The 16739-nt window shown below is 56.8% G+C and carries 13 protein-coding genes and 1 pseudogene; 11 read left to right on the top strand and 3 right to left on the bottom strand.

The features are described from left to right. Positions 1 to 116: 116 nt before the first annotated feature. A complete protein-coding gene (locus ABVM99_RS22960) occupies positions 117 to 1400 on the bottom strand; it encodes a putative acyl-CoA thioester hydrolase (protein ID WP_001094776.1) in 1284 nt (427 codons plus the stop codon). Between the two features lie 237 nt (positions 1401 to 1637). On the opposite strand from ABVM99_RS22960, the gene hutI reads away from it, so the two are divergent. The 5 genes from hutI (at position 1638) to hutH (ending at position 7973) form a co-directional block, all read left to right on the top strand. After that, positions 1638 to 2861: an imidazolonepropionase gene (hutI, locus tag ABVM99_RS22955; RefSeq protein ID WP_023195248.1), complete on the top strand. Its 1224-nt coding sequence runs from the start codon at positions 1638 to 1640 to the stop codon at positions 2859 to 2861. Next, positions 2858 to 3799, top strand: a complete 942-nt coding sequence (hutG, locus tag ABVM99_RS22950) for a formimidoylglutamase (RefSeq protein WP_272709661.1) — start codon at positions 2858 to 2860, stop codon at positions 3797 to 3799. The genes hutI and hutG overlap by 4 nt, the downstream gene beginning before the upstream one ends. Positions 3800 to 3843: 44 nt before the next feature. Further along, positions 3844 to 4569, top strand: a complete 726-nt coding sequence (locus ABVM99_RS22945; protein ID WP_000287413.1) for a histidine utilization repressor — start codon at positions 3844 to 3846, stop codon at positions 4567 to 4569. A 196-nt stretch (positions 4570 to 4765) separates the two neighbouring features. Continuing rightward, positions 4766 to 6451, top strand: coding sequence for a urocanate hydratase (hutU, locus tag ABVM99_RS22940; RefSeq protein ID WP_023195250.1), 1686 nt, complete (start codon positions 4766 to 4768; stop codon positions 6449 to 6451). A gap of 1 nt (position 6452) precedes the next feature. Next, positions 6453 to 7973, top strand: a complete 1521-nt coding sequence (hutH, locus tag ABVM99_RS22935) for a histidine ammonia-lyase (protein WP_052938325.1) — start codon at positions 6453 to 6455, stop codon at positions 7971 to 7973. An 84-nt stretch (positions 7974 to 8057) separates the two neighbouring features. On the opposite strand, the gene ABVM99_RS22930 is transcribed toward hutH, so the two are convergent. Further along, positions 8058 to 8534 (bottom strand): kinase inhibitor, encoded by a 477-nt coding sequence (locus ABVM99_RS22930; protein ID WP_000767403.1) that lies wholly within the window; start codon positions 8532 to 8534, stop codon positions 8058 to 8060. Between the two features lie 57 nt (positions 8535 to 8591). Then, on the bottom strand, positions 8592 to 9881 hold the full coding sequence (gene bioA, locus ABVM99_RS22925; RefSeq protein WP_023195569.1) for an adenosylmethionine--8-amino-7-oxononanoate transaminase: 1290 nt from the start codon (positions 9879 to 9881) through the stop codon (positions 8592 to 8594). A gap of 86 nt (positions 9882 to 9967) precedes the next feature. Between bioA and bioB the strand changes: the two genes are divergently transcribed. The 6 genes and pseudogenes from bioB (at position 9968) to ABVM99_RS22895 (ending at position 16733) form a co-directional block, all read left to right on the top strand. Beyond that, complete coding sequence (gene bioB, locus ABVM99_RS22920) at positions 9968 to 11008, top strand: biotin synthase BioB (protein WP_000090727.1); 1041 nt, start codon at positions 9968 to 9970, stop codon at positions 11006 to 11008. Further along, entirely contained in the window at positions 11005 to 12162 is a 1158-nt protein-coding gene (gene bioF, locus ABVM99_RS22915; protein ID WP_023195570.1) for an 8-amino-7-oxononanoate synthase, read from the top strand. The genes bioB and bioF overlap by 4 nt, the downstream gene beginning before the upstream one ends. After that, positions 12146 to 12901: a malonyl-ACP O-methyltransferase BioC gene (gene bioC / locus ABVM99_RS22910; RefSeq protein ID WP_020898567.1), complete on the top strand. Its 756-nt coding sequence runs from the start codon at positions 12146 to 12148 to the stop codon at positions 12899 to 12901. The genes bioF and bioC overlap by 17 nt, the downstream gene beginning before the upstream one ends. Beyond that, positions 12894 to 13580 (top strand): dethiobiotin synthase, encoded by a 687-nt coding sequence (gene bioD, locus ABVM99_RS22905; RefSeq protein WP_023195571.1) that lies wholly within the window; start codon positions 12894 to 12896, stop codon positions 13578 to 13580. The genes bioC and bioD overlap by 8 nt, the downstream gene beginning before the upstream one ends. Before the next feature lie 650 nt (positions 13581 to 14230). Beyond that, positions 14231 to 16252 (top strand): excinuclease ABC subunit UvrB, encoded by a 2022-nt coding sequence (gene uvrB, locus ABVM99_RS22900; RefSeq protein ID WP_000042502.1) that lies wholly within the window; start codon positions 14231 to 14233, stop codon positions 16250 to 16252. A 307-nt stretch (positions 16253 to 16559) separates the two neighbouring features. Beyond that, positions 16560 to 16733: pseudogene (locus ABVM99_RS22895) on the top strand (hypothetical protein). Positions 16734 to 16739: the final 6 nt, after the last annotated feature.

The following is a 16739-nucleotide window of genomic DNA, read 5'->3' as shown; positions in this document are numbered from 1 at the left end:
TGTGCCGGAGGGCGGCGGGCTGCCTGATTAATTTCAATAAACATCGCTTGCAGTAAAACCACGGGCCGCCACATCTGCTGCGGCGGCCCGTTTATAAACCTGAACCGGAACGGCGATTACTGCTTAGGTTCCGCCACCACTTTACTGCCAACACCGCGGTTGTTGTATTCCCACATGCGGTTGTAGTTAGTGTCGTTCAGATTACGCTGCACCTCGTCTTTGTCATCCACGGTTCCCGTATTTCCGGCAAACGGACGTTTCGAGATGACCGCGTCGGCCCACGGTTTGGCAACGTTGAAGCCCTCGTTAATCACGCTGTCGCGGATCACTACCTGACCGTTGGTGTTGGCGTCGACATCCAGCGAGCGGCCAAGCTGCGCAACGCCATCGCCGGAGGCGTTAAAGCGGCTGTTGATCGCCAAAAAGCCATAGTAAATATTGGACAGCGTCGCCGGGGCGAAGACGTAGGCTTCCTGCTGTGTGCGGGAGTTGACGACCTGGAAGTTGGTGTTATCGAACACCACGGCGCCGCGTCCGGAAACCATATCCACATCGCCTTCAATATAGCTGTTCGTCACCAGCGTACGCGGCTGACGATCGGTCTGCAGACGGTTCTGCACGCCGCTGTTGGTCACAAAGAAGGTGTTCTGGCGGCCAAGGATATTGACCTTGTTAATCTGGACTTTGTCGCCATCGGTACGCAGCGCCACCGCCGGATGGTTTCCAGCATCGACGCTGTCGCCCAGCGTGTTCTCGATGGTCAGATTTTGTAGCTGCAGACCGTTATTCTGTGACCAGAACGCGGCAGAACACATCACACCGATCGTTGCGGCGTGTTTGCTTTGGCAGTTATCGAACATATACCAGGCGGGTTTACCAGGCATATATTTCCCGCCGGGATTCACCGCGCGGCGCCAGTCAGCGACGCTCATTTCACCATCAATCGCCATCCCAATTTTCACATCGATCGGTTTTTCACCGGTCCCGTACAGGGTCAGACTTCCCGGCGCGGCGGGAACATACACGGTCCCCTGATAGTCGCCCGGCATAATAGCAATGTACTGGCGTTTGTTCGTGCGTTTAACCATTGCCGCATCGACCGCGGCCTGAATCGAGGTGTGCGTAACGCCTGGCGTACCTGCCGGCCCCACCACAAAGTCAGGCTGTGCGGGCAGGGTAATCGGCGACGGCGACCACGGGGCGGTATTCGGCGTCAGGGAGGCAAAATAGCGCGCCGCAACGAAGTTTTTCGCTTCATTTGCCGACAGAATTGGGCGCGAGGCGGTGCCAGGCGCGGTTTGATCGGAAGGGATCTGATCGGGTGGCGTAGAGCTACAGGCGCTCAGCGTCACGCCAAAAGCCAGTGCCAGCGCCAGACGGGAAACCGATAATGTATTCACAGGTTGCTCCGGGCTTGAAAAAGTTAAATGACATCCATTGAAGCCTGCTTTTTTATACTAAGTTGAACGAAACGGGAAGGCGAAAAGGTAAAAAGTTCCTTTTCAGGCTGGAAACACCTGTCGCATCAGATAGTTTTATCACAATTAAGCAACAACTTTCGCGCTTTGAGTTGACAATCCGGAGCAGAAAGAAAATAAATGTCTATACAACTCATGACAGGCAAGAGAGCGACAGGAATGCGGCAACTTTTACCGGGCGATACTGTCTGGCGAAACATCAGGCTGGCGACAATGGACCCGCAGCGGCAAGCCCCGTACGGGCTGGTGGATAACCAGGCGCTGATTGTACGCGAAGGGCATATTTGCGATATCGTGCCAGAGACGCAGCTTCCTGTCAGTGGGGACAATATCCATGATATGCAGGGACGACTGGTAACCCCGGGACTTATCGATTGCCACACGCATCTGGTGTTTGCCGGTAACCGCGCCGCAGAGTGGGAGCAGCGGCTTAACGGCGCGTCATACCAGCATATTAGCGCTCAGGGCGGCGGCATTAACGCGACGGTATCAGCAACCCGCGCCTGTGCGGAGGAGACGCTCTACCTGCTGGCGCGCGAACGCATGATGCGCCTTGCCAGCGAAGGCGTTACGCTGCTGGAGATTAAATCCGGCTATGGTCTGGAGCTGGCGACAGAAGAAAAGCTGTTGCGCGTCGCTGCAAAACTTGCCGCCGAAAACGCTATCGACATTAGCCCCACGCTATTGGCCGCTCATGCTACGCCAGCGGAGTATCGTGACGACCCGGACGGCTACATCACTCTGGTCTGCGAGACGATGATTCCGCAGCTCTGGCAAAAAGGGTTATTTGATGCGGTAGACCTCTTTTGCGAGAGCGTCGGCTTTAATGTGGCCCAGAGTGAGCGCGTGTTGCAGACGGCGAAGGCGTTAGGTATTCCCGTTAAAGGCCATGTTGAGCAGCTTTCGATGTTGGGCGGCGCGCAGCTGGTGAGTCGTTATCAGGGCTTATCGGCGGATCATATCGAATATCTTGATGAAGCGGGCGTCGCGGCGATGCGTGACGGCGGTACTGTCGGCGTGTTGTTGCCCGGCGCGTTTTATTTTCTGCGCGAGACGCAGCGCCCGCCAGTTGAACTGCTGCGCCGCTATCAGGTGCCTGTCGCCGTCGCCAGCGATTTTAATCCCGGCACCAGCCCGTTTTGCAGTTTGCATCTGGCGATGAATATGGCCTGCGTACAGTTTGGTCTGACGCCGGAAGAGGCATGGGCGGGCGTTACGCGCCATGCCGCACGCGCGTTGGGAAGACAGGCGACGCATGGGCAGATCAGGGCCGGCTACCGGGCGGATTTTGTGGTGTGGGATGCTGAACAGCCGGTAGAGATTGTGTATGAGCCGGGGCGTAACCCTTTATATCAGCGGGTATACAGAGGACAAATCTCATGACGCAATGGTATCCGGCTTCTCCGGCGCTCTGGCAGGGGCGCGATGACAGTATGGAAGCGCCGGATGCGCGGCGTCTGTTTCAGACCGTCACGCGCAGCGAGACCTTTTCCCCCGAAAACTGGCAGCAAAAGATCGCGTTAATGGGATTTGCCTGCGACGAGGGGGTAAAACGCAATTCAGGCCGTCCCGGCGCGGCAGGCGCCCCGGACGCGTTGCGTAAAGCGCTGGCGAATATGGCCAGCCACCAGGGACATGAACGGCTGGTGGATTTAGGCAATTGGGTTGCGCCGACGCCCGATCTGGAAGGCGCGCAGCAGGCCTTGCGCGATGCGGTAAGCCGCTGTCTGCGGGCCGGGATGCGCACGCTGGTGCTGGGCGGTGGGCATGAAACCGCGTTTGGACACGGCGCGGGGGTGCTGGACGCGTTTGCGCAGGAAAGCGTAGGGATCATTAATCTTGATGCGCATCTGGATCTCCGTCAGACCGACCGGGCAACATCCGGGACGCCGTTTCGTCAACTGGCGCAGCTATGCGACGCGCAGAGCCGCGCGTTTCATTATGCCTGTTTCGGCGTGAGCCGTGCGGCGAATACGCAGGCGTTGTGGCGGGAAGCGCAGTGGCGGAATGTTACCGTGGTGGAGGATCTGGACTGCCATGACGCGCTGGCGCAGATGACGCAGTTTATCGACAAGGTGGATAAAATTTATCTGACTATCGATCTCGACGTATTGCCTGTCTGGGAAATGCCGGCCGTCTCCGCTCCCGCAGCGCTGGGCGTGCCGCTGATACAGGTTCTGCGTTTAATTGAGCCGGTTTGCCGCAGCGGAAAATTACAGGCGGCGGATCTGGTTGAGTTTAATCCACGCTTTGATGACGATGGCGCAGCGGCGCGCGTGGCGGCGCGGCTTGGCTGGCAAATCGCGCACTGGTGGCGTTAATCTGTCATCCGGAAAACATTATCCGCATAAGGAAGGCTTCACGCATGTATTCATCCCGCTCCCGTTCTGCGCCTGCGCCTTTTTACGAAACGGTGAAACAGGACATCTGTAAAAAAATAGCCGGCGGCGTCTGGCAGCCGCACGATCGCATTCCGTCGGAAGCAGAACTGGTCGCTCAGTATGGCTTTAGCCGAATGACTATCAACCGGGCGCTGCGTGAGCTGACGGATGAAGGGTGGCTGGTGCGTTTACAGGGCGTGGGGACGTTTGTCGCCGAACCGAAAGGCCAGTCCGCGCTGTTTGAAGTCCGCAGTATCGCCGAGGAGATTGCCGCCCGCCGTCATCAGCATCGTTGTGAGGTGCTCACGCTGGAGCGCGTGCGGGCAAACGCCATCCAGGCCAGCGCTCTCAACGTCAATGAGAGCGATGTCATTTTCCATTCCATCATGGTGCATTATGAAAACGATCTGCCGGTACAAATTGAAGATCGCTGCGTGAATGCGGATATTGCCGTGGATTACCTGACGCAGGATTACCGTCAGACCACGCCGCACGCCTATTTGTCGCGGATCGCGCCGCTAACGGAAGGGGAACATATTGTGGAGGCGGTGCGCGCCACGGCGCAAGAGTGCGCGTGGTTAACTATCAAAGAGCATGAGCCCTGTCTGCTCATTCGTCGTACAACCTGGTCCGCGTCGCGGATTGTTTCTCACGCCCGTTTACTTTTCCCCGGGTCGCGCTACCGGCTACAGGGACGATTTATCTCCTGAGCGGGCCGCTGCCGGAAAACGTGATTGCTGACACAATATAACAAAATTGTATCATTTTTGTTAATTCTATTCTTGTGCTTACTTGTATAGACAAGTATATGTCTGATTCTTATCTGTGGGTCTGCGGCGGTGCCTGATAGTGGTGTTTTAGCGTTATTTGGCGATGGCAGACCGATAATAATGAGGAGTCATTGCTATGCCTGAAAGCAAGTATCGTCAGCAGACTATCCGCGCGCCCCGAGGCACGGTATTAACGGCGAAAAGCTGGCTGACAGAAGCCCCGCTGCGGATGTTAATGAATAATCTCGATCCTGACGTGGCGGAAAATCCGCATGAGCTGGTGGTCTACGGCGGGATTGGTCGCGCCGCGCGCAACTGGGAATGCTATGACGCTATTGTTGATGCGCTCACCCGGCTGGAGGCGGACGAAACGTTGCTTATTCAGTCTGGCAAACCGGTCGGCGTATTTAAAACGCACGACAACGCGCCGCGGGTATTAATCGCCAACTCCAACCTGGTTCCCCACTGGGCGACATGGGAACACTTTAACGAACTGGATGCGAAAGGGCTGGCGATGTACGGTCAGATGACGGCCGGAAGCTGGATCTATATCGGCAGCCAGGGAATCGTGCAGGGAACATACGAAACCTTTGTCGAGGCGGGGCGTCAGCACTATAACGGCACGCTGGCGGGACGCTGGGTGCTGACCGCCGGACTGGGCGGCATGGGCGGCGCGCAACCGCTAGCCGCGACGCTGGCCGGAGCGTGTTCGCTGACGATTGAATGCCAGCAAAGCCGTATCGATTTTCGTCTGCGTACTCGCTACGTGGATGAGCAGGCCGCCACGCTGGATGACGCGCTGGCCCGCATTACGCGCTACACCCGCGAGGGGAAAGCCGTGTCCGTCGCCCTGTGCGCGAACGCGGCGGATATCCTGTCGGAACTGGTTAATCGCGGCGTGCGCCCGGACCTGGTGACCGATCAGACCAGCGCCCACGATCCGCTACATGGCTATTTACCCTCCGGCTGGCGCTGGGAGGAGTATCAGAAAAACGCGCAATCCGATCCCCACGGGACGATGCAGGCAGCGAAACGTTCCATGGCGGCACATGTTCGGGCGATGCTGGCGTTCAGTAAAATGGGCGTGCCGACCTTTGACTATGGCAACAATATTCGCCAGATGGCGAAAGAGATGGGGGTGGAAAACGCCTTTGATTTTCCGGGATTTGTGCCAGCCTATATTCGTCCGCTGTTCTGTCGTGGCATCGGGCCGTTTCGCTGGGTGGCGCTGTCCGGCGATCCGCAGGATATCTATAAAACCGATGCTAAAGTCAAAGAGATAGTGGCTGAGGATAAACATCTGCATCACTGGCTGGATATGGCGCGCGAGCGCATTCATTTTCAGGGGTTACCGGCGCGTATCTGCTGGGTAGGCCTGGAGTGGCGGCAAAAACTGGGGCTGGCGTTCAACGAAATGGTGCGTTGCGGCGAGGTATCCGCGCCCATTGTGATTGGCCGCGATCACCTGGATTCCGGTTCTGTCGCCAGCCCTAACCGTGAAACCGAAGCGATGCGCGACGGTTCCGACGCGGTTTCCGACTGGCCGCTGTTAAATGCGTTGCTGAATACCGCCAGCGGGGCGACATGGGTATCGCTCCATCATGGCGGCGGGGTGGGAATGGGGTTTTCGCAACACGCCGGTATGGTGATTGTCTGTGATGGCACTGACGAGGCCGCCGCGCGTATTCGCCGCGTGTTACACAACGATCCGGCGACGGGCGTCATGCGCCATGCCGATGCCGGATATGATCTCGCGGTGGAATGCGCTGTTGAGCAAGGTCTGAATTTACCGATGGTTGCGGCGACGCAGGGGAAAGGCTGATATGAACACCATGACACTCACTCCGGGGCAGTTAAGCCTCTCTCAACTGTACGATATCTGGCGTCATCCGGTACAGCTTCGGCTGGACGCCAGCGCTATTGACGGCATTAACGCCAGCGTCGCGTGCGTCAATGATATCGTTGCCGAAGGGCGTACCGCCTACGGCATCAACACCGGTTTCGGCCTGCTGGCGCAGACGCGCATCGCTGATGAAGACTTGCAAAATCTACAGCGATCGTTGGTGCTGTCTCACGCCGCGGGCGTAGGCGACCCACTGGATGACGCGATGGTGCGTCTGATCATGGTATTGAAAATCAATAGCCTGGCGCGCGGGTTTTCCGGGATTCGGTTGAGCGTGATAGAAGCGCTCATCGCTCTGGTGAATGCCGGCGTGTATCCGCTGATTCCGGCAAAAGGCTCGGTTGGCGCGTCGGGCGACTTAGCGCCGCTGGCGCATCTGTCGCTGACGCTGCTTGGCGAAGGAAAAGCGCACTGGCAGGGTGAATGGCTTCCGGCGCAGACGGCGCTAAAAAAGGCCGGACTGGAGCCTGTCGCGCTGGCGGCCAAAGAGGGGCTGGCGCTGCTTAACGGCACCCAGGCGTCAACGGCCTTCGCGCTGCGCGGTTTGTTTGAGGCACAGGAGTTATTTGCCTCCGCCGTCGTCTGCGGCGCGCTGACTACCGAAGCCGTGCTGGGATCGCGCCGTCCTTTTGATGCGCGCATTCATGCCGCGCGCGGACAACAGGGGCAAATTGACGCCGCGCGGTTGTTCCGGCATCTGCTGACCGATACCAGCGCCATTGCTGAATCACATCACCACTGTCATAAAGTTCAGGACCCGTATTCCCTTCGCTGCCAGCCGCAGGTAATGGGCGCTTGTCTGACCCAGTTACGTCAGACGAAAGAGGTACTGCTGGCTGAGGCCAACGCGGTGTCCGATAATCCGCTGGTCTTTGCCGATGCGGGGGAGGTGATCTCCGGCGGTAACTTCCATGCTGAACCGGTTGCCATGGCGGCGGATAATCTGGCGCTGGCGATAGCGGAAATCGGCGCGCTATCGGAGCGGCGCATCGCGCTGATGATGGATAAACATATGTCGCAGTTACCGCCGTTCCTGGTGAAAAATGGCGGCGTTAATTCCGGTTTTATGATTGCCCAGGTCACCGCCGCGGCGCTCGCCAGCGAGAATAAAGCGCTGGCGCACCCGCACAGCGTGGATAGCCTGCCGACCTCGGCGAATCAGGAAGATCATGTCTCAATGGCCCCGGCGGCAGGACGGCGACTCTGGGAAATGGCGGCGAATACCCGCGGCATCATTGCCGTGGAGTGGCTGGCTGCCTGTCAGGGGATAGATTTACGGGAAGGGTTAACCTCCAGCCCGTTACTGGAACAGGCGCGGCAGACACTGCGCGAGCGGGTGGCGCATTATACGCAGGATCGTTTTTTCGCACCCGATATTGAGTGTGCGACGACGCTGCTGGCGCAAGGCGCGTTACAGCGTCTGGTGCCGGACTTTATGTGAATGCTGCCGGATGGCGCGGCGTTTATTCGGCTTACCCAACCCGTTGGCAGGGTAAGACGTTTACGCCGCCATCCGGCACAGCGTTTAACTGAACATCGCCGTGATAGAGGCGCTGGCGAGCGAATGGAAATGCACGTTAAAGCCGACCATCGCGCCGCTGGCGTCTTCATCAACGTCAAGACGCTCGACGTCCAGCGCGTGAACCGTAAAGATATAGCGGTGCGTTTCCCCTTTAGGCGGCGCCGCGCCGCCGTAGCCCGCTTTACCGAAATCGGTACGCGTCTGAATGACGCCGTCTGGTACGGCCACCAGGCCTGAGCCGAACCCCTGGGTCAGTACGCGCGTATCCGCCGGGAGGTTCACCACCACCCAGTGCCACCAGCCGGAGCCGGTCGGCGCATCGGGATCGTAACAGGTCACGACAAAACTTTTGGTGCCCATCGGCACGTCGTCCCAGGCCAGATGCGGCGAAATATTATCGCCATCATAGCCCATACCGTTAAAAACGTGGCGATGAGGAAGTTTATCTCCATCGCGCAAATCGTTGCTGATAAGTTTCATGCGCTCTCCTTTTGACTCACCAGAAGTGTAGCCAGAAGCAGCATCGCTTACCGCTGATTAATGGCTAAAAAATGTTTCATTGTGTACCGCGTCATTGACCGCCTGGGTCAAACGGCGCAGTTGATCCGGACGAATAATGTAGGGCGGCATCAGGTAGATTAGCCTGCCGAACGGCCTGATCCAGACGCCTTGCCCGACGAAGAAGCGTTGAAGCGCCGCCATATTGACCGGATGCGTGGTTTCAACCACCCCAATCGCGCCCAACACCCGTACATCCGCCACCCAGGGCGAACTTTGCGCGGGGGCTAACTCAGCGCGTAACTGAGACTCGATAGACGCCACCTGCTGACGCCATTCGCCGCTTTCCAGCAGCGTCAGGCTGGCGCAGGCGACGGCGCAGGCCAGCGGATTCCCCATAAACGTCGGGCCATGCATAAAACACCCCGCCTCGCCGTTGCTAATAGTCTCTGCAACCTGGCGTGTCGTGAGCGTTGCCGAGAGGGTCATGGTGCCGCCGGTTAAGGCTTTGCCGAGACACAGAATATCCGGCGCGATCCCGGCGTGCTCGCAGGCGAACAGTTTGCCGGTACGGCCAAACCCGGTGGCTATTTCATCGGCAATCAGCAGAATGCCTTCGCGATCGCACATGTTACGAATACGCCTGAGCCATTGTGGATGATATATGCGCATCCCGCCCGCGCCCTGAACGATAGGTTCCAGAATCACGGCGGCTATTTCATGGCGATGCGCGGCCATCAGGCGGGCAAATGGCGCGATGTCGCTTTCATCCCATTCGCCATCCATCCGGCTTTGCGGCGCCGACGCGAACAGATTTTCCGGCAGATAGCCTTTCCACAAGCTGTGCATGGAGTTATCCGGATCGCACACCGACATCGCGCCGAACGTGTCGCCATGATAACCGTGGCGAAACGTCAGAAAACGCTGACGCGATTCGCCCCGCGCCTGCCAGTATTGCAGCGCCATCTTCATGGCCACTTCTACCGACACCGAACCGGAGTCGGCCAGAAAGACACACTCCAGCGGCTCAGGCGTTATCGCGACCAGCTTACGGCACAGATTCACCGCAGGTGTATGGGTTATGCCGCCGAACATGACATGCGACATGGCGTCAATTTGCGCTTTCATCGCCGCGTTCAATTGCGGGTGGTTATAACCATGAATGGCCGCCCACCAGGAGGACATCCCCTCAATCAGGCGTTCGCCCGAGGCGAGAACCAGCTCGCAGCCTTCGGCCCGCTCAACGGGATATACCGGCAGCGGCGAGGTCATGGAAGTGTAAGGATGCCAAATATGGCGTTTATCGAAGGCCAGATCGTCCGTTGTCATAATCGACTTGTAAACCAAATTAAAAAGATTTAGGTTTACGAGTCTACACCATATCAAAAACAAACAACATATTTTGGAGAAGCCCGATGGCTCGCCACCCACGCTGGACACTGTCGCAAGTAACCGAATTATTTGAAAAACCACTGCTGGAATTGCTGTTTGAAGCGCAGCAAATTCATCGCCAGCATTTCGATCCGCAGCAGGTACAGGTTAGTACGCTGCTGTCGATCAAAACCGGCGCCTGCCCGGAGGATTGTAAATACTGCCCGCAGAGCTCGCGCTATAAAACCGGGCTGGAAGCCGAGCGTTTAATGGAAGTAGAGCAGGTACTGGACTCCGCCCGTAAAGCGAAAAACGCCGGTTCGACCCGCTTCTGTATGGGAGCGGCCTGGAAGAATCCGCATGAACGCGATATGCCTTATCTGGAGCAGATTGTACAGGGCGTCAAAGCGATGGGGCTGGAAACCTGTATGACGCTAGGCATGTTGAACGAGAGCCAGGCGCAGCGTCTGGCTAACGCCGGGCTGGATTACTACAACCACAACCTCGATACCTCGCCGGAGTTTTACGGCAATATCATCACTACCCGTACCTATCAGGAGCGCCTCGACACGCTGGAAAAAGTCCGTGAAGCAGGGATTAAAGTGTGCTCCGGCGGCATTGTGGGTCTGGGCGAAACGGTTACCGATCGCGCCGGACTGTTGTTGCAGTTGGCGAACCTGCCGACGCCGCCGGAAAGCGTGCCAATTAACATGCTGGTGAAGGTGAAAGGCACGCCGCTTGCGGATAACGATGACGTGGATGCGTTTGATTTTATTCGTACTATCGCCGTAGCGCGCATCATGATGCCGACCTCATACGTGCGTCTTTCCGCAGGACGTGAACAGATGAACGAGCAGACCCAGGCGATGTGCTTTATGGCCGGGGCGAACTCGATTTTCTATGGCTGCAAATTGTTAACTACGCCAAATCCGGCAGAGGACAAGGATCTGCAGTTATTCCGTAAGCTGGGGCTGAATCCGCAGCAGACCAGGGTGCTGGCGGGCGATAACGAGCAGCAGCAACGTCTGGAGCAGACGCTGATGACGCCTGACACCGATGATTATTACAACGCGGCAGCCTTATGAGTTGGCAACAACGCGTCGACGATGCGCTGACGGCGCGTCGGGCGACGGATACATTGCGCCGCCGCTATGTGGTGTCGCAGGGCGCCGGACGCTGGCTGGTAGCGAACGGGCGACAGTATCTTAACTTCTCCAGCAATGATTACCTCGGCTTAAGTCAACACCCGCAGATTATTCGCGCCTGGCAACAGGCAGCGACGCGTTTTGGCGTCGGCAGCGGCGGGTCGGGTCATATCAGCGGTTATTCCGTGGCGCACCGGGCGTTAGAGGAGGAACTGGCGCAATGGTTAGGATATCCGCGCGCGCTGCTGTTTATCTCTGGCTTTGCGGCGAATCAGGCGGTCATTACCGCCTTAATGAAAAAAAATGACCGGATTGTGGCCGACAGGTTAAGTCATGCTTCCCTGCTGGAGGCCGCTAATCTGAGTCCGGCGCAGCTTCGCCGCTTTATCCATAACGATACGCAGCATCTGTCGCGTTTACTGCAATCGCCCTGCGTGGGCCAGCAACTGGTGGTGACAGAAGGTGTATACAGCATGGACGGCGACAGCGCGCCGCTGGCGGAAATCCAGCACATTGCCCGCAGGCATCATGCCTGGCTGTTGGTTGATGATGCGCACGGCATCGGCGTGACTGGCGATGAGGGGCGGGGCACCTGCTGGCAACGGGGGGTGAAGCCTGAGTTGCTGGTGGTGACTTTCGGTAAGGGGTTTGGCGTCAGCGGCGCTGCGGTGCTCTGCTCGGAAAGCGTCGCGGATTATCTGCTGCAATTTGCCCGTCATCTGGTTTACAGCACCAGTATGCCGCCCGCCCAGGCGCAGGCGTTAAGCGCCTCGCTGGCGGTGATCCGTAGCGATGAAGGTGGTGAACGGCGCGAAAAACTCGCCGCTCTGGTTCAGCGCTTTCGGGCCGGCGTTAACGCGTCCCGGTTTACGCTACTGAATGCCCATAGCGCCATCCAGCCGTTAATCGTGGGCGATAACAGCCGTGCATTACGCCTGGCGGAGGCACTGCGTCAACAAGGATGCTGGGCGACGGCGATTCGCCCGCCGACGGTGCCTGTCGGCACGGCGCGCCTGCGCTTAACGTTAACGCAGGCGCATGAAGCGTGTGATATCGATCGTCTGCTGGAGGTGCTGCATGGCGCAGGTGAATAAGCAGGCTATTGCGGCGGCGTTTGGCCGGGCCGCATCGCAATATGAACAGCACGCCTCTTTGCAGCAACACAGCGCGGATGCGCTGCTGACGCTGTTGGCAGGCCGCCAGTTTGCCAGTGTGTTGGACGCAGGCTGCGGCCCCGGACGTATGAGTCGTTACTGGCGAGAGCGGGGGAGCGAAGTGACCGCCCTGGATCTTTCGCTGCCGATGCTGCAACAGGCGCGCGATCGTCAGGCGGCGCATCACTATTTGCTGGCGGATATCGAAGCGATTCCCCATGACGCCGAAGTTTTTGACCTGGCCTGGAGCAACCTGGCGGTCCAGTGGTGTGGCGATTTACGTGATGCATTGAGCGAGTTGTATCGGGTTGTACGGCCCGGCGGCGTGGTGGCGTTTACCACCTTGTGCCAGGGGTCGTTGCCGGAGCTGCGTCAGGCATGGCAGGCCGTCGATAATCGCGCTCACGCGAATAGCTTTTTGCCGGAAGAGGCCATTGACCACGCGCTGCGCGGCTGGCGGGCGTCTCGTCATACTCAGGCGATGACATTGTGGTTTGAGGATGCCCTGAGCGCGATGCGCTCGCTTAAAGGCATTGGCGCCACCCATCTTCATGAAGGGCGGGAGTCAGATGTATTAACCCGCGCCCGGCTTAGACAGATTCAGTTGGCATGGCCGCAGCGGCAGGGGAAATATCCGCTGACGTACCATCTTTTTATGGGAGTGATTGAACGTGACTAAACGCTATTTTGTCACCGGTACTGATACTGAAGTCGGTAAAACGGTTGCCAGTTGCGCCTTATTGCAGGCCGCAACGCAGTTAGGTTATCAAACCGTAGGCTATAAGCCCGTCGCTTCCGGCAGCGAAATGACAACCGACGGGCTACGCAATAGCGATGCCCTGGCCTTGCAGCGTAACAGCAGCCTGCCGCAACCTTATTCCGCTATCAATCCTTATACTTTTGCCGAGCCTACCTCTCCCCACATCGTTAGCGCCGACGAAGGCCGGGCGATAGACGCGGCGGTATTATCACGCGGATTGCGAACGCTGGAGGCGCAGGCAGACTGGGTGTTGACAGAAGGGGCGGGCGGCTGGTTTACACCGCTCTCTGCCACGCTGACGTTTGCCGACTGGGTACAGACGGAGCAGCTGCCGGTGATTCTGGTTGTTGGCGTCAAGCTGGGCTGTATTAATCACGCCATGCTGACGGCGCTGGCGGTAGAACAGGCCGGATTACCGCTTGTCGGATGGATAGCCAACGACGTACAGCCGCCAGGCGCGCGTCATGGTGAATATCTCGCGACGCTTCGCCGCGTCATACCGGCCCCGCTGTTAGGGGAAATCCCGTGGCTGGGCGTTTCTCCATCGCAGGCGGCGACAGGACAGTATCTGGACCTTAGCCCCCTGGAACACGCCTGACCGCGCCTAAAAACCGCCTTCTTGCAGGATCAGACGATCCTGCTGTTCTTTCGCCAGACCCTCCTGACGTCGCCATGCTAAAAATGTGCAAAATGTGAGCGTGTACGCTTCAATTTTTCCCTTCTCGTTAGCCAATAATCTGCCAAAAATAGCGATAATTTTTTTTTATCGCCCGGCGAAAACGTCAGGGGCTGATTTTGCCAGGCGGCAGGGGATACGGGCTGGAAGCAGTTATCCACTATTCCTGTGGATAACCTTGTGTATTAGAGTTAGAAAACACAACGTAAGCGAGAGGCGACGCGGCCTGCGACTAAATTGGCGCGAAAGACGGCTTGAGAAAATATCCCTTTTTAGACAGCAAGTTATATAAAATCAATGGTTGTAAAGGAAGGGGGATACGTTGACATAAAACTTTCATCATCCGACTTGACAAATGTTAAAAAAGACTCTGGTCTGGGGATAACCAGCACACTGCTGGAATTTTACCCCGCGACTGTCTATGTTTTACCTCTAAATAGCGTGGGATATCTGCCGATAGCCATTATACACTGGAGTGTTACTGTTTTTTCATCCAGTATTTTTTATTGGCAATATTCACCGTCGAGAGTAAAATTACACCCCTGCCCGCTCACTCCTTCAGGTAGCCGCTCATGAGTAAACCGTTCAAACTGAATTCCGCTTTTAAACCTTCTGGCGATCAGCCGGACGCTATACGTCGTCTGGAAGAGGGGCTGGAGGACGGGCTGGCGCATCAGACGTTGTTGGGAGTGACCGGCTCCGGGAAGACATTCACCATCGCCAACGTCATTGCGGACTTGCAGCGGCCAACGATGGTGCTTGCGCCCAATAAAACCCTGGCGGCGCAGCTCTACGGCGAAATGAAAGAGTTTTTCCCGGAAAACGCGGTGGAGTATTTCGTCTCCTACTATGACTACTATCAGCCGGAAGCGTATGTGCCAAGTTCGGATACGTTTATCGAAAAAGACGCTTCGGTAAACGAACATATTGAGCAAATGCGGTTGTCGGCAACGAAAGCGTTGCTTGAGCGACGCGATGTCGTGGTGGTGGCTTCCGTGTCCGCGATTTACGGTCTGGGCGATCCGGATCTCTACCTGAAAATGATGCTGCATCTGACGGTGGGAATGCTGATTGACCAGCGCGCGATTTTGCGTCGGCTGGCGGAATTGCAATACACCCGTAACGATCAAGCTTTTCAGCGTGGTACCTTTCGCGTGCGCGGCGAAGTGATCGACATCTTCCCGGCTGAATCTGACGACATCGCGCTACGCGTTGAGCTGTTTGATGAAGAAGTGGAACGCCTGTCGCTGTTCGACCCGTTAACCGGGCAGGTAGAGTCAACGGTGCCACGTTATACTATCTATCCCAAAACGCACTACGTGACGCCGCGCGAGCGTATTCTGCAGGCGATGGAAGAGATAAAAGATGAGCTGGCGGACAGGCGTAAGGTCTTGCTGGCAAATAATAAGCTGCTTGAAGAGCAGCGATTAAGCCAGCGCACGCAGTTCGATTTAGAGATGATGAACGAGCTGGGCTACTGCTCAGGCATTGAAAACTATTCCCGCTTTCTGTCGGGCCGCGGGCCGGGCGAACCGCCGCCAACCTTGTTCGATTATCTGCCCGCCGACGGACTGCTGGTGGTGGATGAGTCTCATGTCACCATCCCGCAGATAGGCGGCATGTACCGCGGCGACCGGGCGCGCAAAGAGACGCTGGTCGAGTATGGCTTCCGTCTGCCTTCGGCGCTGGATAACCGTCCGCTGAAGTTTGAGGAGTTTGAAGCCTTAGCGCCGCAAACTATCTATGTTTCCGCCACGCCCGGCAACTATGAGCTGGAAAAATCTGGTGATGAGGTGGTGGATCAGGTCGTGCGACCGACCGGGCTGCTGGACCCGATTATTGAAGTGCGTCCGGTGGCGACCCAGGTGGACGATCTGCTGTCCGAAATTCGTCAGCGTGCGGCCATTAATGAGCGTGTCCTTGTCACTACGCTCACCAAACGGATGGCGGAAGATTTGACCGAATATCTGGAAGAACACGGCGAGCGCGTGCGTTACCTGCACTCAGATATTGATACCGTGGAGCGCATGGAAATCATCCGCGATTTGCGTCTGGGCGAGTTTGACGTTCTGGTGGGGATTAACCTGCTGCGCGAAGGGCTGGATATGCCGGAAGTCTCGCTGGTGGCGATTCTGGACGCCGATAAAGAGGGCTTCCTGCGCTCCGAGCGCTCCCTGATTCAGACCATAGGACGCGCGGCGCGTAACGTTAATGGTAAAGCGATTCTGTATGGCGATAAAATCACGCCGTCGATGGCGAAGGCGATTGGCGAAACCGAGCGACGTCGCGAGAAGCAGCAGAAGTACAACGAAGAGCACGGTATCACTCCGCAGGGGCTGAACAAAAAAGTGGTCGACATCCTGGCGCTGGGGCAGAACATTGCGAAAACCAAAGCGAAGGGGAAAGGCAAGGGCCGTTCTACGGCAAAAGCCGGAATTGTCGAACTGGATATGACGCCGAAAGCGTTGCAGCAGAAAATTCATGAGCTGGAAGGGCAAATGATGCAGCACGCGCAAAATCTGGAGTTTGAAGAAGCCGCGCAAATTCGCGACCAGTTGCACCAGTTACGCGAGTTGTTTATCGCGGCGTCCTGACAATGTGTCGATCGCCAGCGAGTCATCGTTACCATGGCTCGCTTTTGAGAATTTCAGTGCAATAGTAAGGGCTAAGTCAGTCAGGAATGAAAAACAGTGACAGGCTTTGACTAACGAGATTGTCGAAAAACTAAAAACATCAATGAGTTAGCTAGTTTAATCACAACTGAAGAAAATTAGCGTTGAGGCTGAACCCAACGCTAATTTTCCCTCTCTCCTCGGCTATGAAAAAAACGCCCCGTATTATCGGTATAGCTATCCTTATGATCGTCATTTTAATCTTATGTGAGTTCGTTGAAATCGTGTCATGGCAACAGATAACATCATCCTACATAAAAAAGAGGTGATGGAAGCGTGAGCATTTATAAGTCAAGCGCTGCAAATACTGAATGATTTGTCCGAAATAATGACGACCAGGACCTCTTATTTAAAGTTGAGAATATCCTTATCTGTTACTTTAGGTTACGTTCAGATCAGGTAGGGAAAA

It is taken from the genome of Salmonella sp. SJTUF15591, assembly GCF_043356435.1.
GTDB lineage: Bacteria > Pseudomonadota > Gammaproteobacteria > Enterobacterales > Enterobacteriaceae > Salmonella > Salmonella enterica.
This window is presented reverse-complemented; position numbering and strand designations above follow the sequence as displayed.